Genomic DNA, 21281 nt, shown 5'->3' on the forward strand with positions numbered 1-21281 from the left:
CAGCGAATCGGCCGGGCGGCCGGCCCACCCCGGCCGACCGGCCATTCCTCCCCCGCCGATCGGCCGAGCCACGCCCGCCGTCCTCCCCCCGACGGAGGGCGGCGGGCACGCACCCCCGGTTACTCGTCGGCCAGCGGCTCGGCCTGCACCCGCCGCAGCGCGGGCCGGCACACCGACGCGGCGAGCGCGGCCACCCCGATCCCGAGCACGACCGGCGCCAGGCTCCACGGACTGAGCACCACCCCGTCCCGGTCGATCAGGGACAGCAGCCCGACGGCGACGAACACCCCGGCGGCGCCGGCCCCGACCGTGGCCACCAGCGCCGGCATCGCCGCCTCCGCGCGCAACGCCCTGGCCAGCACCCGCACCGGAGTACCGGCGGCGATCAGCGCCCCGAACGTGCGCCGCCGGTCCATCACCGATCCGGCCGTGGCGATGGCCGCGCTGCACCCCGCGAGCACCGCGGCCGCCACCAACCCGATCACCGTGACCCGGCGCAGGTCGGCGAGCTGGGTCTGCTGCCCCTCCAACCGCAGCTCCCGGCTCTCCACCTGGGCTCCGCCCGCCGCGCCGACCAGTGCGGTGCGCACCACCTCCCGGTTCTCCGGCGTGGTCGGCACCGCCACGGTCACCCGCTCCGGCACCACCCCGGCCGGCAGCACCGCCGGGTCGACCACGATCGAGCCGGAGACGTCGCCGTCGGTGGCGACCACCGGACGGAACGGCACGCCGGCGGGCAGCGGCGTGGTCGGGGAACCGGGACCGGTCTCGATTCCCAACCCGCTGGTGTTGACCCGCTGGTCGCTGTAGATCGCCGGCCCACCCGCGCAGGCGCCGGCCATGTCGAACCGGGTCAGCTCGTCGGCGACCGCGCAGCCGGCCACCAGCGCCGACCGGGTCGAGCCGGCGGCGTCCACCAGGTACACCATGCCGACGGCGACCGCGCGCTCCACCTGGCCGTAGCGGGCGAGCTCGGCGTTGGCGCCGGCCAGCACCCGCTCCGCCCCCTCGGCGTCGGTCTCCACGTAGAGCACCGAGTCCTCGAACGACCGGCCGCCGCCGGCCATGGCCTCGAAGCTCGGCAGCAGGGTCAGCGCCATCGACCCGGCGAACACCGCCAGCACCACCCCGGCCGAGGACCGGTAGGCGCCGCGCGGGTCGTCCCGCAGCCGCCGCCCGGCCAGCAGCACCGCCGGCCGGCGCCAGCCGCGGACGAACAGCCCGCCGATCGCCGAGGTGATCCACGGCCCGACGACGGCGGCCGAGCCGACGACGAACGCCAACGCCAGGAACACCAGCAGCAGGCCGCCGCCCTCGTCGGCCGTGGTGATCACGTAGAAGAAGAACAGCCCGGCCGCCGGCAGCACGAGCAGCCGCCACCAGTGCAACGGCTTGCGCGAGTGGCCACCGGTCGCGCTGAGCGGGGAGGTGACGACCCGCCGCAGCCCGAGCACCGCGGCGAGCAGCACGAGCAGCGGCATCGCGACCACGATCACCGCGCTCAGCCCGATCGGCAGCACGAAGTCGCCCGGCTGCCAGGTGCCGCCGTCCCATGGCACCAGCGCCGCGAGCCGGAACAGCAGCGGGCTCACCGCGAGCCCGAGCAGCGCGCCGCCGGCCGCGGCGATCGTCGTCTCCGCGGCGACCATCGCGGTGACCTGGCCGGGGGTGGCGCCGGACAGCCGCAGCGCGGCCAGCCGGCGTTCCCGGCGGGCGGCGGTCAGCCGGGCGGCCGAGGCGACCAGCACCAGGCTGGGCACCAGCAGCACCACGACGCCGACCCCGGCGAGCAGTTGGAGCAGTGGGTCCACCTGGCCATCGCCGAGGTCGAAGCCGGTCATCGGGACCGCGGTGGCGGTCATCTCCCCGGGAGCGTGGCCGACGAGCGCGACCAGCTGCTCGGGATACCGCAACCCGTCCGACCCGATCGTGCCCACGATGTTGGGGCCGAACCGGTCGCCGAGCTGCGCGGCCGGCGACGTCCGGACCTTCTCGAACAGCGCGGGGGAGAGCAGCACCTCGCCCGGCCCCGGCAGCCGCGGCACGCCCGGTGGCAGCCGCAGCGCGGCCGGGTCGCCGGTGACGGCCACGTCCACCCGGGTGATCTTGTCCGTGCCGGTGTAGTCGCCGCTGCTGGCGAGCAGCAGCGGCGCCCCGGCCGCGTCGGGGGCCACGGCGTGGTTCGGCTGCTGCCACGACGCCCGCTCCGCCCTGGCCTGGGTGGCGAACGGCAACCCGACCAGCAGCAGCACCAGCCCGGTCGCCACCGCCACGCCGACGGCGGTGAGGATCGTCGAGGTGCGGGTCCTGCGGTCCACCCGCAGCACCCGCAGCGCGAGTCCGAAGGCGGTCACGCGGCGGCTCCCACGGTGTCGATCCGACCGTCCCGAATGGCGACCCGGCTCGGCACGGAGTCGGCCAGCTCCCGGTCGTGCGTCACCACGAGCACCGCGGCGCCGGTCTCGGCGGCCGCGGCGAGCAGCGCACCCATCGTGTCCCGCCCGGTGCGACTGTCCAGCGCGCCGGTGGGCTCGTCGGCGAAGATCACCTTCGGCCGGTGCGCCAGCGACCGCGCGATCGCCACCCGCTGCGCCTCGCCACCGGAGAGCTCACCCGGCCGGCGCCGCTCCTTGCCGCGCAGGCCGAGCCGGTCCAGCCACTCCCTGGCCGCGGTCAGCGCGGCGCGCCGGCTCGCCCCGCCGAGCAGCAGCGGCAGCGCGGCGTTCTCCTCCGCGGTCAGCTCCGCGACCAGCATTCCGGACTGGAACACGAACCCGAACTCGGTGCGCCGCAGCTCGCTGCGCCGGGTCTCGCCGAGCTGGTCGATCCTGGTCCCACCGAGGTGGATCGCGCCCGCGTCGGCCCGGACGATCCCCGCCAGCACGTGCAACAAGGTGGTCTTGCCGGAACCGGACGGGCCCACGATCGCGACCGCGTCGCCCGCCCGGACGTCGATGTCCACTCCGGCCAGTGCGTGCTGGTCGCCGTAACGCTTCGCCAGTCCTCGTCCGGAGAGCACCGGCGCGGCCGTGCCGGCCGGCCGGGGCAGATCCGTGGTGTGCGGATGCACGAGTCGTCTCCTTGCGTCGTTCGCGTTTCCTCGCCGAGCACACTGGCCGGTCGGGGCGGTGGGGCGCGTCGTACGGACGGCCAGCGTCGGAGCGCCCGGATCGGCCGATCGGCCGACCGACGGGTGGCTGGTCGGCCAAAGTGCGAGCGCCGCGGGATCCTCTACCGTCGCTACGTGCCCGAGGTACCACCTGCCCGCCGGACCGCGGCGGACGTCCTGCACCGCATCGGTTTGCCCGGCGTCGTCCTGCTCTCGGCGCTGCTGGCCGACGTGGTGATCATCGCGGCGGCGAGCGTCGACTCGCTCGGCCCGCGCGGAACGGACCTGATCATGCTCCCGGGCATCCTCGGCATGACGGCGTGCGGCCTGTGGGCCCGCCGGGAACCGGCCGTCTCGGCGTTCGCCGGCGCCGGCGTGCTGGTCACCTCGTCGGTGCTGATCCGGCTGAGCGAGGCGGCGCCGTACTCGACGTTGCTCACCCACATCTCGTTCGCCGAGACGGTCGCCGGGTTCGTGCTCGTCTACTTCTGCGCCCGCGACGCATCGGGCGGCATCGCGTTCGCCGCCGTCTCGTCGCTGGTCGTGGCGGCGCTCATCGCGGTGGCCGGCCGGGCACCGCTGGGGTCGGCGGGCGGCGACGAGCTGATGCAGACGTTGCTGCTCGGCGGGACCATCCTGGCCGTGGCCGTCGTCGCCGGCCTCTCCGGCCGCGGCCCGGTGCGGCGGCGCGCGCGATCCGGCCCGGTCATGGAGGTGCTCACCCAGCACTGGGCGCTCGTCGGCGCGCTGTCCCTGCTGCTGTTCTTCGAGCTGGCGGCCACGCTCGACCGGGGCCCCTACGTCGCGCCGATCATCACCTTCTCCGTCGCGGCGGCCGTGCTGGCGGTGCTCGCCACCCGCCGCCCGGTGGTCGCCGGGGTGGCGCTGGCCGGTGTCGTGCTCGTGTCCGGGCTGTTGTTCCAGGTGGGCCACCGCTACAACGCGATGGTGGGTGGGCTGACGCTCACCCAGGTCGCCGCCGGCATGATCGTCGCCGGCTTCCTGGTCCGGACCGAGCGGCCGGCCCGGGCGTGGCCGGTGATCGGCCTGCTCAGCGCCGCGGTCGCGGTGGTCGCCACGGCGTTCGTCCTGCGCTACGACGACCCGCTCAGGATGCTGTCCGAGCTGCGCCAGCTGTTCGTGATGGCCCTGCTGATGCTCGGCATCGCCGTGGCCTCCGGGCTGTACCTGCGCTCCAGGGACACCCAGCGCAATCAGGCGCTGCGGACCGCGGTGCACGACGCGCAGACCGCCGAGCGGATGGCGCTGGCCAGGGAGCTGCACGACGTGGTGGCCCACCATGTCACCGGGATCGTGGTGCAGGCGCAGGCGGCGAAGATGCTGGCCGAGCGCGACCCGCGGGTGGTGGTGGACGCCCTCGGCCGGATCGAGACAGCCGGCACCGAGGCGATGGTCGCGATGCGCCGGTTGGTGCGCAGCATGCGGGGTGACGCGCCGGCCGGCAACAGCGAGTTCAGCGAGCAGGCGACCACCGACCTCGCCGCGGACCTGCGCCGGCTGGTGGAGACCGCCAACCACGGCGTGCCCACCGATGTCGAGCTCGACCTGCCGAAGGATCTGCCGCACGAGGTGGCCCGCTCGGCGCTGCGGCTGGTGCAGGAGTCGCTGACCAACGTCGGCAAGCACGCGCACGGCGCGACCCGGGCCACGGTGTCGGCACGGGTGGTCGACGGCGAGCTGTATCTGCGGGTGGCCGACGACGGTCGGGCCTCCGGCCCGCGGCCCGGGGGAGACGACGGCGGCTGGCGCGACGGTGGATACGGTTTGGTCGGCATGCGCGAGCGGGTCGAGCTGCTGCACGGCCGGTTGACCGCCGGGCGGGCGCCGGACGGCGGCTGGGTCGTGGAGGCCCGGCTGCCACTCGAGGGAGACGAATGATCCGGGTACTGATCGCCGACGACCAGGACATGGTGCGGATCGGCTTCCGGATGATCCTGGACGCCCAGGACGACATCGAGGTGGTCGCCGACGTGCCGAACGGCGTCGACGCGGTGCGCAGGGCGCGGGAGCTGCGCCCGGACGTCTGCCTGCTGGACATCCGGATGCCCGGCATGGACGGCCTCGAGGTGACCAGGCAGCTCGCCGGGCCGGACGTGACCGACCCGATCAAGGTGGTCGTGGTGACCACGTTCGACCTGGACGAGTACGTGCACACCGCGCTGCGCAACGGAGCCAGCGGCTTCCTGCTCAAGGACGCCGGCCCCGCGCTGCTGGTGGAGGCGGTGCGGGCGGCGCACCGGGGTGACGCGCTGGTGTCGCCGCAGATCACGGTCCGGCTGCTGAGGCACTTCGACGGCGGCGCCGTGAAGCGGGACGTCGAGCAGCCCGCCGAGCCGCTCACCCCGCGCGAGGTGGACGTGGTGAAGGCCGCCGCGCGGGGGCTCACCAACACCGAGATCGGCGCCGAGCTGTTCCTGTCGCTGTCCACGGTGAAGACCCACCTGGCGTCGGCGCAGGCCAAGATCGGGGCGCGCAACCGGGTGGAGACCGCCGCCTGGGCCTGGCGCTCGGGTCTGATGGAATAGGAGCATGGCACCCCGCCGGTTCACCGCTCCCGTCGTCCTGCCCGCCGACCCGTCCTGTTCCGTGCTGCGCGACGGGGTCGTCGATGTCGACGCCGCGGGCCGGATCGCCCACTGCGGGCCGGCCGCCGGGGCGCCCCCGTTCGAGGGGCCGGTGACCGCGCTGCCCGGCATCCTGCTGCCCGGCCTGGTGAACGCGCACGCGCACAGCCCGATGGTGCTGTTCCGCGGGCAGGGCGGCGACCTGCCGCTGCTGCGCTGGCTGCACGAGGTGATCTGGCCGGCCGAGGCCCGACTGCGCCCGGACGACGTGCGGACCGGGATGATGCTGGGCTCGGTGGAGATGCTCCGGCACGGCGTCACCACCAGCGCGGAGATGTACTTCCACGGTGAGCAGCTCGCCGACGCGGTGCTGACCACTGGGGCTCGGGTACTGCTCGGCGCGCCGATCATCGAGCTGCCGGCCACGGACTGGCGGGCGATGACCACCGCGGTCGACCGGTGGATCGACGCCGATGGGCTGCGGTTCGGGCCGGGTCAGCGGATCGAGCTCGGGTACGGGCCACACTCGGCGTACATGCTGCCGGAGAAGGCGCTGCGGGCGATCACCGAGTCGGCGGTCGCGCGGGGCGCGCTGGTGCAGATCCACGTCGCCGAGGCGGCCGCCGAGGACGCGGCGCAGCGCGCGGAGTACGGGTCGGTGCCGCGGCTGCTGGCCGAGATCGGGATGCTGGACGGCCGGGTGATCGCGGCGCACGCCGTGCATCTGTCCGATGAGGACATCGTGCTGCTGGCCGCGCACGGCGCCGGGGTGGCGCACTGCCCCGGGTCGAACGCGAAGCTCGCCTCCGGTACCGCCCGGCTGGCCGAGTTGCGCGCCGCGGCGGTTGCGGTCGGGCTGGGCACCGACGGCCCGGCCAGCAACGACGACCTCGACCTGTGGCAGGAGGCGCAGCTCGCCGCCCTGCTCGCCCGGCTGTCCGCGTCGGACTGCACGGCGCTGACCGCGGCGGACGCGCTGCTGCTGGCCACCCGCGGCGGTGCGGCCGCACTGGGCCGGGACGACCTCGGCGCGCTCGAGCCGGGGCGGTGGGCCGACCTCGTGCACGTCGACGTCGACGACCCAGCGTTCGCCACCGGGCTGGACGTGCCGGACGAGCAGTTGCTGGCCAACCTGGTCTGGGCGGCGGGCTCGCGCCGGGTGCGCGACGTGTGGGTCGCCGGTGAGCAGGTGGTCGCCGGCGGCGAGCCGACCAGGGTGGACCGCCGCGCCACCCAGGCCGCCGTCGCCGAAGCGGCGACGCGACTCCGCGGCTGACTCCCCGCGCGTTCACCGCTCCCGTCGCCGTGTTCGCCCTTCCCGTCGCCGTGTTCGCCGTTCCCGTCGCCGTGTTCGCCGTTCCCGTCGCCGCGTTGGCCGTTCCCGTCGCCGCGTTGGTTGTTCCGTCGCCGTGTTCGCCGTTCGCGTCACCGTGTTCGCCGTTCGCGTCACCGTGTTGGCTGTTGCCGTCGCCGCGATGGTTGTTCCCGTCAGCGCGTTTGCCGTTCCGGTCGCCTGTCGGCCGTTTCCGTCGCTGTACCGGCCGTCCCGGTCGCCGTCGGTGTTGTGGTCGCCGTGCTGGCGTTCGCCGCCGTGTGGGCCGTTCGGGTCAGACGTGTGCCGCCGCGAAGGCAAGTTGTCCACATCACCCGAAAGGTATCCACAGATTTCCGCGACCCCCCTCCACTGCCCCTACCATCGGTAGACTGGAAGCGGGGCCGGCCCCCGGAGCGGGTGGGGGATGCTTAAGTGGGGTCTGGCAAATCTTTGTGAAGCGCGAGTTTCGTTCCTGGCGGCTGTGGGTACGGGTCCGCGTCCTGTGGGGGCGCTGGCAGCAGGACGACGCGAGCCTCGCCAAGTGGGCCGGAACGGCCTCGCGGTGAGCAGTACGCGGAGCACGCCCCCGCGCGTGGGGCGCCGAGCGGGCCGGAGTGGCCGCGCAGTGAGCAGTACGCGGAGCACGCCCCCGCGGGCGTGGCGCAGTGAGCAGTACGCGGAGCATGGCGACGCCCGTGGGGCCCCGAGCGGCCGGGATGATGCCGCCGCTGGCTCGAGAGTGGTGGCTGCCGCGGGAGGTACCGGCCCGGCCGCTGACTCAGAGGGTGGGGCGGAGGATCAGCTCGGTGAGGTGCGCGTCGGGGGTGGCCAGCACGGCGGTGCGCACCGCGGCGGCCACCGACTCCGGGCGGAGGAAACGCCTCGGGTCGTACTCGCCGCCCTCGCCGGCCACGACCGCCCGCTGCATCTCCGTGTCCGTACGACCCGGGTACACCGACGTGACCCGCAGCCCGTTCGGCTCCTCCTCGGCGCGCAGCGCGTCGGCGAACCCGCGCACCGCGAACTTGCTCGCCGCGTACGGCCCCCAGCCGGGCCGCGCGTTCCGCCCGCCGCCGGAGTTGATCACCACGACGTGGCCCCGAGCGGCGCGCAGCGCGGGCAGCAGCAGTCGGGTCAGCTCCACCACCGCGAGCAGGTTCACCTCGAGGTTGCGCCGCCACGCCGACGGCGCGGCCTCCTCGACCGTGCCCAACTCGGCCACCCCGGCGGAGTGCACCAGCACGTCCAACCGCTCGATCTCGGCCACCGCGGCTCGCAGCGCCGCGGGGTCGGTCACGTCCACCGGCCACGCCCGTGCGCCGGGCAGTTTTGCGGTGCGCGCGGCGAGCGCACCGGCGTCCCGCCCACCGAGCAGGAGCCGGTGGGTGGGCTGGAGCGCGGTGGCGACCGCGGCGCCGATACCGCGCGAGGCGCCGGTGGCCAGCGCGAGCGGTCGCTCGGCCGTGGCGGGTTCGGATCCGGGTTGAGCAGCCATGGCTCCACGGTAGAAGTGCCGCCACGGGCCCATCGAGACACCCCGACGAGTGACACGGGTCACATGGCCGGCGTACGGTCGAGGCATGGACCACTGGCTCACCCTGGAGGTGTTCGACGCCGAGGTCCCGGCGAGCGCATGGCGCCGAGCGCACGGCGACGCGCTCACCGAGGCCGCGGTCACCCACGGCGCCGTGCGGTGGGACTGGCACGAGCACCGTTGGGGCGTGGTGCTGGAACTGGAGTTCGACGACGACGAACGGCGGGACGCCTTCCGGTCACTGCCCGCGGTGCTGGCGGCGCTGGACGCCGTCCCCGACCCCGCGCACGGGCTGCTGGTCTACCCCGGGCGCGGCGGTGGCGCCGGCAGCCCGGTACCGAGGGGACCACGTCCCCACCCGAGCGCCGACGCCGCCGCGCGACCCGTCCCGCGCGAGCCGCAACACGCGCGCCTCGCCGCGCCGTTCCCGCCGTAGCGGTCAGCGGCCGATCTTGCCCGGGCGGCCGAAGCGACCCTTCTTCCACACCGCGACCACCGACGGCCGCGGCTGCGCGTCGCCGCCGTCCGGCCAGTGCGACACGGGCTCGGCCGAGCTGGGCGCGTCCTCGCCGGGATGCTGCACCGCGACCAGCACGAGGTCCTCGGTCACCACCGGACCGCACGCCTCCGCCCCGATCGGCACGGTGAGGAACTGCTTCACGTGGCCGCGCTCGGGCCCTTCGACCGGCACGGAGAACAGGCCGTCGTTGGAGCCGAGCGTGTTGCCGTCCGTGGAGATCCACAGGTTGCCGTACCCGTCGAACGCCACGTTGTCCGGGCACGAGATCGGCGACACCTGGTCCTTCGGGAAGCCGCCGAAGTAGGTGTCCGCCGCGGCCGGGTCGCCGCAGACCAGCAGCACCCGCCAGGAGAACGTCGTCTCCCCGGTCTCCTCCCACTCGATCACGTGTCCGTTGCGGTTGCCGGTGCGCGGGTTGGCCTCGTCGGCGGCCGCCTTGCCGGCCTTGCCGCGGTCGGTGTTGTTCGTCAGCGCCGCGTAGATCCGCCCGTTCACCGGGTTGACCTCGATGTCCTCGGGCCGGTCCATCTTCGTGGCGCCGACCCGGTCCGCGGCGAGGCGAGTGAAGACGTACACCTCCTCGGCGCTCATACCGTCTACAAAGGACCTGTTGCCACTGGCCAGCGGGATCCACTCGCCGGTGCCGTCGAACTCCCCGTCGCTCGGCAGCCGGCCGGAGCCGTCGATCTCCCCGGCGGGCGAGTTCCCGGTGAACCGGGCGACGTAGAGCGTGCCGTCGTCGAGCAGGCCCATGTTGTGCCGGCGAGCCCGTGCGCTGGTGCCCTTCTTGTACCTGCCCTTGGAGACGTACTTGTAGATGTAGTCGAAGCGCTCGTCGTCGCCGGAGTACACCGCCACCCTGCCGTCGGGCTGGATCGTGACGTTGGCGGCCTCGTGCTTGAACCGGCCGAGCGCGGTGTGCTTGACCGGGGTGGAGTGCGGGTCGTGCGGGTCGATCTCCACCACCCAGCCGAACCGGTTGGACTCGTTGGGCTCCTTGGCGACGTCCCAGCGCGGGTCGAACCGCTCCCACCTGCGACGGCTCCCCCCGCCGCGCAGGCCGTAGCGGGCCAGCCGCTCCCGCCGCACCGGGTCGGTCACCGCGTCGGCGTTGGCGAAGTACTGGTTGAAGTTCTCCTCGCCGGACAGCACCGTGCCCCACGGGGTCACCCCGCCGGCGCAGTTGTTCTGCGTGCCGAGCGCCTTCCGGCCGGTCGGGTCGGCCGAGGTCCTGAGCAGGTCGCTGCCCGCGGCCGGTCCGCGCAACTCGAACTCCGTGGTGATGGTGATCCGCCGGTTGTACCAGCTCGGCACCACGCGCAGCCCGCCGCGCGGGTCGCGCAGCGCCTGCACCACGCTCATCCCGTGCGCGGCCCACGCGATCCGCACCTGCTCCTCGGTGGGGTTCTCCGGGTCGTACTGGTCGGCCGGGAACATGTGCGTCTCGGTGGTGTACTCGTGGTTGACCACCAGCAGGTTGCGCAGGCCCAGCCCGTCCTGCGGGATCAGCCCGACGAAGTCGTTGTTGTAGCCGAACTGCCGCTCCTGCGCGGCCACGGTCTGCCGGCGGAAGTCGAACCGGGGCGCGCCGGGCAGCACCGGGTCGCCCCAGCGGATCACCACGGCCTGCTCGTAACCCTCCGGCACCACGACGGCGTCGGCGGTGTTCGGCGCCACCGGCTCGAAGTCGGTGCCCGGCACGGTGCGGCCGGGACGGCCATGGCGGCCGGTGGTGGCGACCGGCAGAGTCCTCTCAGCTGTGGCGGCGGCGGTACCGGACAGCGCGGCGAACCCGGTCGCGGTCGCGCCGAGCACCGCGGCGGCCCGCAGCGCGCCGCGCCGGGACACCACGTCCTTCACCACGTCGCCGAAGTAGGCGTTGTCCGAGGTGTTGGGTGCGGGGTGGGCGCACGCGTTGCCGCAGCGGTACTCGCAGGTGACCGCGGATCGGCCACCGGGGTGGGATGTCGACAAGGGCAGCAGCCGCCGGGGCTCGAAGGACACGTCGCCTCCAGGTCACTCAGTCAGGGGAACGACCGAGACGTTAGGTCGGCTAAGAGATGGCCTCCGGAAGTCCAGGTGAACAGCGCGCGAACGGCAGCCCCGAGGTCACGACCCGATGTCGGCCAGCCCCCACCGCCCCGGCTTCCACACGGCCACCACCGACGGCCGCGGCGGGGTGTCGCCGCCGTCCGGCCAGTGCGAGGCCGGGTCGTCCGCGCTGGCGCCGTCCAGCTCGCCCGGGTGCTGCACGCACACGGTGACCACCTTGTCCCCGATGACCGGCCCGCAGGCCTCGGCCCCGCGTGGCACGGTGAGGAACAGCTTGAGGTGCCCGCGGCTGCGGCCCTCCAGTGGCACGACGTAGAGCCCGTCGTTGATGCCGAGAACCTCGCCGGAGTCGGTGGAGATCCACAGGTTGCCGTGCCGGTCGAACGCCACGTTGTCCGGGCTGCTGATCGGGCTGACCTGGTCCTTCGGGAAGCCGGCGAAGTAGGTGTCGGGGGAGGCCGGGTCGCCGCAGACGAGCAACAGCCGCCAGGTGAACCGCAGCGCCAGGGCGTCTCCGCGCTCCTCCTCGAACTCGAGAACCTGGCCGTGCCGGTTCTCGTGCCGCGGGTTCGCCTCGTCGGCCATCGCCCTGCCACCGGGGCCGCGCTGCGTGTTGTTGGTCAGCGCGCAGTACACCCGCCCGGTGCGCGGGTGCGGCTCGATGTCCTCGGGCCGGTCCATCTTGGTCGCGCCCACCTTGTCCGCCGCCTCGCGGGTGAAGACGTAGACCTCCTCGGCGGTCATCCCGTCCACAAAGGACGTGTCACCGCTGACCAGCGGGATCCACTCGCCGGTGCCGTCGAACTCACCGTCGCTCGGGAGCCGCCCGGAGCCGTCGATCTCGGCCGCCGGCGAGTCGCCGGTGAGCCGCGCGACGTAGAGCGTGCCGGAGTCGAGCAGCGTCATGTTGTGTCGGCGGGCGGCGCGCCCGTGGCCCCGCTTCATCCGGCGGTCGGAGACGAACTTGTAGATGTACTCGAAGCGCTCGTCGTCGCCGGAGTAGGCGACCACCCGGCCGTCCGGGGTGACCCGCACGTTGGCGCACTCGTGCTTGAACCGGCCGAGCGCGGTGTGCTTGACCGGGGTGGAGTGCGGGTCGTGCGGGTCGATCTCCACCACCCAGCCGAACCGGTTGGCCTCGTTCGGGTGTCGCGCCACGTCCCAGCGCGGGTCGAACCGCTCCCACTTGCGAGTCGTCGCGCCGCCCCGCACGCCGTAGCGGGCGAGCCTGGCGCGCCGCACCGGGTCGGTCACCGCGTCGGCGTTGGCGTAGTACTGGTTGAAGTTCTCCTCGCCGGACAGGATCGTCCCCCAGGGCGTCACCCCGCCGGCGCAGTTGTTCATCGTGCCCAGGACGTGGGTTCCGGTCGGGTCGGCCGGGGTCTTCAGCAGGTCGCTGCCCGCGGCCGGGCCGGTCATCCGGAACGGCGTGGTGAGCGTGATCCGCCGGTTGAACCACGACATCCGCGGCGTGTACCGGCCGGAGTGCATCGGCCTGGCGATCATCACCACGCTCAGGCCGTGCGCGGCCCAGGCGATGCGAACCTGCTCCTCGGTGGGGTTGTCCGGGTCGTAGCCGCGGAACATGTACTTCTCGCTGGTGTACTCGTGGTTGGTCACCAGCAGCCCGGTGAGCCCGAGCGGGTCCAGCGGCAGGATTGCGGCGAAGTCGCAGTTGAAGCCGAACTGCCGCTCCTGCGCGGTGGCGGTCTGGTCGTCGAAGTCGAACTCCGGGGCGCCGGGCAGCACCGGGTCGCCCCAGCGGATCACCACGGCCTGCTCGTAGCCCTCGGGCACCACCACCTCGTCGAGGAGGTTGGGCGTCACCCGGGTGAAGTCGGTGCCCGGCGCGGGCTTCGGTGGGTGGGCGCTCGGCCGGGCGGCGGCGCCAGGTGTGGCGAGCCCGTTCGTGGCGGCCAGCGCGCCACCGGACAGCGCCACCACCGCGCCGGCCCGCAGCGCGCCACGGCGGGAGATCACCTCGCCGACGATGTCGCCGAAGTAGGGGTTGGCCGAGGTGTTCGGCGCTTCATGGAAGCAGGCGTCGCCGCAGCGGTACTCGCAGGTGACGGCGGCGCGGCGGGTGGTGAGCAGGGGAAGCAGTCGGCGGGACAACGCGGACCTCCGGCGGCTCGGTTCGGGGCCCTGACACTAAGCGGAGGAACCACCGAAAGGGAACCCGCTGTTCGCCAAAAGTTAACCTCAGAGTTCCTCGCCGACCAGCGCGGCGCCGGGCGGCACGGCGTGCGGGTCCGATGCCCGGTGCCGGACGGCGAGCAGGGCGCCGGCGAGCACGCACAGCACCGCCGCGACGAGGAACGGTGCCCTGGCGGAGCCGAACCACTCGGCCACGTGCCCGACCAGGGTCGCGGCCAGCGCCCCGCCGAGCCAGCGGCAGAAGTTGTAGCCGGCGCTGGCGACCGGGCGCGGCGCCGGGCTGATCGACATGGCGGTGCCGGTGAACAGGGTGTTGAGCAGCCCGGACACCAAGCCGCTCACGACGATCCCGGCCACCAGGACCGGCGTGCTCGGCACGGTCATCAACGCCAGGAGCGCCGCGTAACCGAGGACGGCCAGCACCGTGGCGTGCCGCGCACCGAGGCGGGCGGCCAGCCGAGGCGCGAGCACCACCCCGGCGACGGCGACGCAGAGGCCCCAGCCGAAGAACACCGCGCCGACGGCGAGCGCGCCCCATCCGAGCACGAACGGCGACCAGGCCAGGACGGCGAAGAACGCCGCGGTGTAGAGCGCCGAGCCGATCGAGGTGCGGAGCAGGCCGACGTGGCCGAGGGCCCGCAACGGGTCGAGCAACCGGACGCCGGGGCGGGGGCGGTGCGCGTCGGTGCGCAGGAACACCGCACAGAGCAGGAGGGCTGCGGCCATCAGCACCGCGGTGCCGAGGAAAGGACCCCGCCAGGAGACGCTGCCGAGCACGGCGCCGAGCAGCGGGCCGACGGAGAGCCCGAGGCCGAGCGCGGCCTCGTAGAGCAGGATCGCGCCGGCCTGGCCGCCGGTGGCCGCGCCGACGATCACCGACAGCGCGGTGGCGATGAAGAAGGCGTTGCCGAGGCCCCACACCGCGCGCAGCCCGACGAGCTGGTCAATCGAGCCGGCCGCGGCGCACAGCGCGGTGGCCACCACGATCAGCGACAGTCCGAGTAGGACGGTGCGCTTCGCGCCGAACCGGGCGCTGGCGGCGCCGGTGACCAGCATCGCCACGACCTGGACGCCGAGGTAGGCGGAGAACAGCAGGGTCACCTGCGACGGCGCGGCGTGCAGCCCCTCGGCGATGGACAGCAGGATCGGGTCGACCAGGCCGATTCCCATGAACGCGATCACCGCGGCGAACGCCGTGATCCACACCTGCCGGGGTTGCCCCTTCACCACGGTGAGCAACCCGGTCGCACTCATCGGCACCCTCCCTACTCCGCACTCCGCATTCGCTTAGCAATGCTAAGCAATATCCTCGGGAGGAGGCGACGTAATCCGGCTCACGGCGGGTGCCAGCCAGCGGCCCGCCCCGCGGCGGGTTTCCACTCACGGCGGGCGCACCGGGTCGGCGCAGCCGACTCGCCGCGGTGCGACCGCCGCCAGCCTCGGCGCGTCCGACGTCTGCCGGCCCGCCGGACTCCCTCGACTCACCGGGCGCTCGCTGAACCGTCCACCCGGCGAGGTGCCACCGCGGCCGGCCCTGCCCACCGAGCAACCCCTGTGCCCACGGACTCACCGGGCACCGTCTCCAGCCGCCGGCCCATCCAGCGGCCCTCCACCTCCACCCGCCGGGTGCCGGCTCGGCCCGCCCGACTCCGGGCGCCCGCCCGTCGACCCGGCTACCCGCCAGCCGCCCGCGAATCCGCTACCCCCACGGGAACTCCCAGTGCCACCAGTCCGCCAGGCCGAGTTGTTCACATCACCCAGTAGTGATCCACAGATTTCCGCACACCCCGTTCAGCACCCCCAGAAGCGATAAACTGGACGAGGGCACCGGCCCCCGATGGGTGGGCGGGTACTGCTATGGGGGTTTGGCGGGTTTGTCAAGCCGCGTGTCGGTCCTTCGTTCGTGTGGGCTCTCCAGCCGGGTTGGTTCTGGGGCCTGTGCCGAGCCGTCCTCGGGGAACCGGGCGCGGGTTTCGGGCATCGGCGGACCGGGCGCGGGTTCGCGCGTCGGGGGACGTGCGAGGGTGTCGGGGGACGTGCGCGGGGTGTCGGGCGCGGGGCGAGTCGAGTGGAGCGGTGCGCGAGGTCGCCGTTACGACAGCGCTCAGGTCGGCGGGGCCGGTGCCCAGAAGCAGTCGAGCGCGTCGACCTCGTCGGCCATCGGCAGCTGTGCGCGCAGCGCGGCCACCAGCCCGTCCCGGTCCGCGCTCACCGTCGGCAACACCGTGATCGACGCCGGCAGCGCCTCCGGGCGCGCGATCTCCAGCAGGTCGGGGCGGTCCTTGAAGATCTCCCGAAACCGCTCGTACGCCTGCTGCTGGGTCTCGGTGGCCACCGACTCGACGTCCACGATCCCGGCGACCCGCTCGGCCCCGGCGAACATGTCGGCGTCGGTCCGGAAGGAGACCACCACTTCGCGCGGGCAGGGAATCGGGCCGGCCGCGCCGCGTACCCGCCGCTCACCACCCCACACCCAGGCCCCGGCGACCACCGCGACGAGCACCAGACCCAGGGCCAGCACCAGGGGGAGACGTCGACCGGTCACCAACCCAGCCTGGCACGGAAAGCGGCCGCCGTGGGGCGGAACTCCCCACGGCGGCCGCAACAGGTCATCGGCACCCGGCCGTCAGCGGTCCACCTCGCCGTGGATGAACTTCTCCACCGCGTCCCGAGCCTCCGAGTCCGAGTACTGCACCGGCGGCGACTTCATGAAGTACGACGACGCCGACAGGATCGGCCCGCCGATGCCCCGGTCCTTGGCGATCTTCGCCGCGCGCACCGCGTCGATGATGATCCCCGCGGAGTTCGGCGAGTCCCAGACCTCCAGCTTGTACTCCAGGTTGAGCGGCACGTCACCGAACGCGCGACCCTCCAGCCGGACATAGGCCCACTTCCGGTCGTCGAGCCACGCCACGTAGTCCGAAGGTCCGATGTGGACGTTGCCCTTGCCGAGTTCCCGGTCGACCTGCGACGTCACCGCCTGCGTCTTCGACAGCTTCTTGGACTCCAGCCGCTCGAGCTCCTTCATGTTCAGGAAGTCCATGTTGCCGCCCACGTTCAGCTGCATGGTGCGGTCGAGCTGGACTCCGCGGTCCTCGAACAGCTTCGCCAGCACCCGGTGGGTGATGGTCGCGCCGACCTGGGACTTGATGTCGTCACCGACGATCGGCACCCCGGCCCGCTCGAACCTGGCCGCCCACTCCGGGTCGGAGGCGATGAACACCGGCAGCGCGTTGACGAACGCGACGTTCGCGTCGATCGCCGCCTGCGCGTAGAACTTGTCGGCCTCCTCGGAGCCCACCGGCAGGTAGGAGACGAGCACGTCCGCCTTCGCCTCGCGCAACGCGGCGACGACGTCCACCGGCTGCTCGTCGGCCTCCTCGATCGTCTCCCGGTAGAACCGGCCGAGCCCGTCGTAGGTGTGCCCGCGCTGAACGGTCACCCCGAGCGGCGGCACCTCCGCGATCTTGATGGTGTTGTTCTCGCTGGCCACGATGGCCTCGGAGAGGTCGCGACCGACCTTCTTGGCGTCCACGTCGAACGCGGCGACGAACTCGATGTCGCCCACGTGGTACTCGCCGAACCGCACGTGCATCAAGCCGGGCACGCGCGAGTCAGGGTCGGCGTCGCGGTAGTACTGGACGCCCTGCACCAGGGATGCCGCGCAGTTGCCAACGCCGACGATGGCCACCCGCACCTTGCGGCGGTTCTCGCCCATGCCGGTTCTCCTCACTCGTGATTCCGTCGTAGGTCCTCCCGAGCCGCGGCCGGTCTCGACTGCTGACCGCGTTGCTCGGCTTGCTCGTGCGCGATCAGCTCGTTGAGCCAGCGCACCTCCCGCTCACTGGTCTCCAGCCCGAGTCGGTGCAGCTCGCGGGTGTAGCGGTCGATCCTCTCCTCGGCCCTGGCCATGGCGGCGCGGATGCCTTCGCGGCGTTCCTCCACCCGGCGGCGTCGCCCCTCCAGGATGCGCATCCTGACGTCGGCCGGTGTCCGGGAGAAGAACGTCAGGTGCACGCCGAAGCCCTCGTCGTCCCAGGTCTGCGGCCCGGCGTCGGCGAGCAGCTCGGCGAACCGCTCCTTCCCTTCGGCGGTGAGCTTGTAGACCCGCCTGGCCCGACGTCCCCAGCCGTTCCTGGCCGGGGCCCGGCCGGTCGCCGTCGACCGGCCCGGATCGCTCTCGCCCGCGCCGACTCCGTCCGGTTCCTCGACGATCCATCCGGCCCGCTGCAGCCGACGCAGCGTCGGGTACAGCGAGCCGTACGAGAACGTGCGGAACATGCCCAGCGTCTCGTGCAGCCGCTTGCGCAGCACGTAACCGTGCATGGGCGCCTCGTGCAGCAGCCCGAGGATGGCGAACTCCAGCACGATGCACCCCCTTCCGGGAACAAGCGGCGCCGCCGGCGGTTACCGCGGTCGTACCGCCGGTCGACCACCACACCCCGTCGACCGGGGGAGCGGGGACGGAGGCGGTAGGAGCGGGCACGACCGTCAACCTACCGAGCCATTATATCGAGCCGATACATCGAAGTGGTGCATCTAACGCTGCCGATCACCCGATGAGATACCCAAGGCACCCCGAAACGTAACCAGACAGTTATGAGACCGTCGGCGTGTCCCGCTCGTGTCGTCGGTCACTAGGCAGAACGGGCCATCGCGGGCACATCCGCAGCACGTACTCTGTTGTGGTGCGAAACCAGCGGCAGGTCGTCGACTACGCGTTGCAGCGCCGTGCCCTGCTCGCCGAGGTCTACTCGGGGCGGGTGAGCACGATGGACGTCTGCGACGCCAGCCCGTACCTGCTCAGGGCGGCGAAGTTCCACGGCCAACCCAGCGACGCGAGCTGTCCGCTGTGCCGCAAGGAGGCGGTGACCCTGGTCTCCTGGGTCTACGGTGACGAGCTCCGGCACGCGGCCGGCTCGGCCCGCACGCCCGAGGAACTCGAGCGAATGGCCAACCTCTTCGCCGAGTTCACCGTCTATGTCGTGGAGGTATGCCGGTCGTGCAGCTGGAACCACCTGGTGCAGTCGTACGTCCTGGGGACCGGAGACCCGCAACCGCGCCCGCGCCGGACCGCGAGCCGGTGAGCGCGCACCTGGCAGTCAGCGAGCACGGAACGGCGACCTCGGAGACGAACCGGACGCCGGTCTGGGAGGCCCACCCGTGAACGACCACCACAATCGTCGCTGGCCGGAGCAGGACCCCGGCGACGGCCGGAACCACCCGTGGCCGGCCGGTGACGAAGGTGCCCCCCGCTGGCCGAGCGGGGACGAACCGCCACGAGCACCGCGACCGCCGCAGCCACCACGGCCGCCGCGCGGGGCCCGTCCGGTGCCGCCGGCCCAGCCGCAGTGGCCGACCGGGGACGAGGCGCCGCGCTGGCCCGGCGGGGGCGACCCCGACCTCACCCGGCGACCCGTCCCGCCACCGGGTCGCCCGCTGCCCCCTCCTGGCGGTCATCCCGGCCAGCGCCCCGGGCCGCCGCCGGGTACCCGACCACCGGGCGCGCCCGGCGCGCCCGGCCCCAGGCAGGGCCACCCGCCCGGCGCCCGGCGCCCGGTGCCGCCCCCACCCGGCCGCCGCCACCCCGCGGAGCAGCCCACCGGCATGGTCGGTGGTCCGGTGGGTCCCACCGACCGCGAGCCCGAGTTGCTCACCCACCACACGCACAACGGCACCACGTACAACGGCACCGGGAGCGGTGCGGGCTGGCCGAACGAGGACGAGCAACGGTTCGCCGAGCCCGGGTACGGGGACCCCACGGACTACGCGGACGAGGACTTCGACGAGCCCGGCACCGGGGAGGGCGACACGCCACCGCTGACCCCGGCACAGCGCAAGAAGCGGCGCTGGCAGCGGATCCGGCGCACGCTCTACGCGATGGTCGGGCTGTTCTTCGTGCTGCCGGCGCTGGCGTTCACCATCGCGTACTTCCTGGTGGACGTGCCCACCCCGGAGCAGGTCGCCGCGCAGCAGAACAAGGTGGTGACCTACTTCTACGGCGACGGGACGGAGATGGGCAAGGACGTCCCACCAGGCGGCAACCGCATCCTGCTCAAGTCCGAGGACATCCCCGACGTCGTCAAGAAAGCGGTCTACGCCACCGAGGACAACACGTTCGAGACCAACCCCGGCTTCGACATCACCGGCCTGATGCGCGCGGTGTGGAACCAGGTCACCGACGGCGTCGGTGGTGGCTCCACGATCAGCCAGCAGTACATCAAGGTGTCCACCGGTGACGACGACTACACGATCACCCGGAAGGCCCTGGAGCTGGTCAAGGCCTTCAAGATGAACAACGAGCAGGACAAGCGGGACATCATCACCGCCTACCTGAACACCATCTACTTCGGACGCGGCGCGTACGGCGTCGAGACCGCGGCGCGCGCCTACTACGGCAAGTCGGCCAAGGAGCTGGACTTCTCCGAGGCCGCGCTGCTCGCCGGGCTGATCCAGCAGCCGGGCCGGTCGGAGAACCGCGAGGTGGCCGAGAAGCGCTGGAACACCGCGCTGGACCGCATGGTGGCCAACGGTTGGCTGTCCAAGGCCGAACGGGACAGCGCGCAGTTCCCGGAGATGATCCCGCTGGAGCAGAGCCGCCCGGAGACGCTCACCGGTCCGGCGGCGTTCGTCAAGCAGCGGGTCATGGAGGAGCTGGAGCGCCGCGGCTACCCGGAGGAGCGGATCCAGTCCGGCGGCTACAAGGTCTACACCACGATCGACAAGAAGGCGCAGGAGCTCGCCGAGAAGGCCGTCAACGACGTGATGAAGGGCGAGCCCGACGAGCTCAGGGAGGCGCTGGTCGCGGTGGACCCCAAGACCGGCGGGGTGCTCGCCTACTACGGCGGGCCGAACGTCCCCAAGGTCGACGAGACGGACTGGGCCGACGCCCAGCGCAACCCCGGATCGTCGTTCAAGCCGTTCGACCTGGTGGCCCTGCTGCAGCGGAACAAGGGCCTCGGCGAGGTGTACGACGGCAGCTCGCCGCGGAAGTTCGGCGACACCGTGGTGCGCAACTCGGAGAACCAGCAGTGTCCCCGGTGCACCGTCGCCGAGGCGATGGAGCGGTCGATCAACACCGTGTTCTACGACATGGTGCTCAACGACGTCGGCGTGCAGGGCGTGGTGGACGCGGCCAAGGCGGCCGGCATCCCGGAGGAGGTCGACGGCAAGCCGACCATGGCCAACCCGGACGGCAACATCTCCATCGGCGGTGGGACCATCCACGTCACCCCGGCCAACATGGCCAGCGCCTACGCCACCTTCGCCGCCAACGGCGTCTATCGCGAGCAGCACTTCGTGACGAAGGTCGAGGAGTCCGACGGCACGCTGGTGTTCGAGACCCCGGTGGAGGAGCGGCCGGCGTTCAACGCCAGTGACCCGGAGAAGAACAAGCAGATCGCCGGCAACGTCACCAAGGCGCTGGAACCGGTGCTGCCCCATTCCAGGCTGGACTGCGCGGACGGCAGGGACTGCGCCGGCAAGACCGGCACCCACCAGTACGACCCCGGTAAGGGCAAGGTCTCCGACGACAACGCGCAGGCGTGGATGGTCGGCTACACGCCCTCGGTCTCGACGTCGGTGTGGGTGGGCACCGGCTACAACAAGCCGATCAAGACCGCCAGCGGGAAGCGGATCTACGGCAGCGGCCTGCCCGGAGAGATCTGGAAGAAGTTCATGGACGCCTACCTCCAGGGCAAGCCGAAGGAGAAGTTCCCCGACGTCAAGCTGATCGGCAAGCCGGTGCAGAAGCAGCAGTCGACCAGGCAGACCCGGACCAGGACCGCGGATACGTCGACCACGTCGTCCACCGAGCCGACGACCAGCTCCGAACCGTCGGACAAGCCGGACCCCTCGGACCGGACGAGCACGCCCCGCCGGCCACCGGGCTGGCCGACCCGGACGCAGGAGCCGCCGGACTCGGGGATCGGGCTGTTACCCCGACCCACCGGCGAGCAGTGACCACGGCCGGGCCCACGCGCCGTGGGCCCGGCCGCCGCTCGTCCGGT

Annotated in this window: 15 protein-coding genes; 6 read left to right on the forward strand and 9 right to left on the reverse strand. The window is 72.8% G+C overall.

All coding sequences use genetic code 11. The features are described 5' to 3' along the window. Positions 1–119 precede the first annotated feature (119 nt). Positions 120–2354: an FtsX-like permease family protein gene (locus tag BM051_RS12145; protein WP_092530173.1), complete on the reverse strand. Its 2235-nt coding sequence runs from the start codon at positions 2352–2354 to the stop codon at positions 120–122. Continuing rightward, on the reverse strand, positions 2351–3019 hold the full coding sequence (locus BM051_RS12150) for an ABC transporter ATP-binding protein (RefSeq protein ID WP_092530399.1): 669 nt from the start codon (positions 3017–3019) through the stop codon (positions 2351–2353). The genes BM051_RS12145 and BM051_RS12150 overlap by 4 nt, the downstream gene beginning before the upstream one ends. Before the next feature lie 225 nt (positions 3020–3244). On the opposite strand from BM051_RS12150, the gene BM051_RS12155 reads away from it, so the two are divergent. From BM051_RS12155 to BM051_RS12165, 3 genes are read left to right on the forward strand one after another with little or no spacing between them, the layout of a single operon-like run. After that, positions 3245–5008, forward strand: coding sequence for a sensor histidine kinase (locus tag BM051_RS12155; RefSeq protein WP_243859427.1), 1764 nt, complete (start codon positions 3245–3247; stop codon positions 5006–5008). Continuing rightward, the gene (locus BM051_RS12160; protein ID WP_092530175.1) at positions 5005–5655 is read left to right on the forward strand and encodes a response regulator; all 651 of its coding nucleotides are present in this window, start codon (positions 5005–5007) and stop codon (positions 5653–5655) included. Before BM051_RS12155 ends, BM051_RS12160 begins: the two co-directional genes overlap by 4 nt. A 4-nt stretch (positions 5656–5659) precedes the next feature. Next, positions 5660–6970, forward strand: a complete 1311-nt coding sequence (locus BM051_RS12165; protein WP_092530176.1) for an amidohydrolase family protein — start codon at positions 5660–5662, stop codon at positions 6968–6970. Between the two features lie 817 nt (positions 6971–7787). Here BM051_RS12165 and BM051_RS12170 read toward each other — a convergent pair. Beyond that, positions 7788–8504 (reverse strand): SDR family oxidoreductase, encoded by a 717-nt coding sequence (locus BM051_RS12170; protein WP_092530177.1) that lies wholly within the window; start codon positions 8502–8504, stop codon positions 7788–7790. An 85-nt stretch (positions 8505–8589) separates the two neighbouring features. Here BM051_RS12170 and BM051_RS12175 point away from each other — a divergent pair, with 85 nt between their 5' ends. Further along, positions 8590–8979 carry a hypothetical protein gene (locus BM051_RS12175; protein WP_092530178.1) on the forward strand — a complete coding sequence of 130 codons (390 nt, stop codon included), beginning with the start codon at positions 8590–8592 and terminating at the stop codon, positions 8977–8979. 3 nt (positions 8980–8982) lie between these two features. Here the strand turns inward: BM051_RS12175 and BM051_RS12180 are convergent, their stop codons facing one another. The 6 genes from BM051_RS12180 to BM051_RS12205 all read right to left on the reverse strand — a co-directional run bounded on the left by BM051_RS12180 (position 8983) and on the right by BM051_RS12205 (position 17640). Continuing rightward, complete coding sequence (locus tag BM051_RS12180; protein ID WP_092530179.1) at positions 8983–11067, reverse strand: PhoX family protein; 2085 nt, start codon at positions 11065–11067, stop codon at positions 8983–8985. 105 nt (positions 11068–11172) lie between these two features. Then, on the reverse strand, positions 11173–13230 hold the full coding sequence (locus BM051_RS12185) for a PhoX family protein (protein WP_243859425.1): 2058 nt from the start codon (positions 13228–13230) through the stop codon (positions 11173–11175). 87 nt (positions 13231–13317) lie between these two features. After that, positions 13318–14526 carry an MFS transporter gene (locus BM051_RS12190; RefSeq protein ID WP_092530180.1) on the reverse strand — a complete coding sequence of 403 codons (1209 nt, stop codon included), beginning with the start codon at positions 14524–14526 and terminating at the stop codon, positions 13318–13320. Between the two features lie 850 nt (positions 14527–15376). Then, a complete protein-coding gene (locus BM051_RS29830) occupies positions 15377–15817 on the reverse strand; it encodes a permease-like cell division protein FtsX (RefSeq protein WP_134046057.1) in 441 nt (146 codons plus the stop codon). 81 nt (positions 15818–15898) lie between these two features. Then, entirely contained in the window at positions 15899–16990 is a 1092-nt protein-coding gene (locus tag BM051_RS12200) for an inositol-3-phosphate synthase (protein WP_092530182.1), read from the reverse strand. A gap of 11 nt (positions 16991–17001) precedes the next feature. Beyond that, positions 17002–17640 (reverse strand): PadR family transcriptional regulator, encoded by a 639-nt coding sequence (locus tag BM051_RS12205; RefSeq protein ID WP_092530183.1) that lies wholly within the window; start codon positions 17638–17640, stop codon positions 17002–17004. 320 nt (positions 17641–17960) lie between these two features. On the opposite strand from BM051_RS12205, the gene BM051_RS12210 reads away from it, so the two are divergent. Together BM051_RS12210 and BM051_RS12215 are read left to right on the forward strand one after the other, a co-directional pair. Continuing rightward, positions 17961–18359, forward strand: a complete 399-nt coding sequence (locus BM051_RS12210; RefSeq protein WP_092530401.1) for a DUF5318 domain-containing protein — start codon at positions 17961–17963, stop codon at positions 18357–18359. 520 nt (positions 18360–18879) lie between these two features. Further along, complete coding sequence (locus BM051_RS12215) at positions 18880–21234, forward strand: transglycosylase domain-containing protein (RefSeq protein ID WP_243859483.1); 2355 nt, start codon at positions 18880–18882, stop codon at positions 21232–21234. Positions 21235–21281: the final 47 nt, after the last annotated feature.

The organism is Amycolatopsis arida (genome assembly GCF_900115565.1).
GTDB lineage: Bacteria > Actinomycetota > Actinomycetes > Mycobacteriales > Pseudonocardiaceae > Yuhushiella > Yuhushiella arida.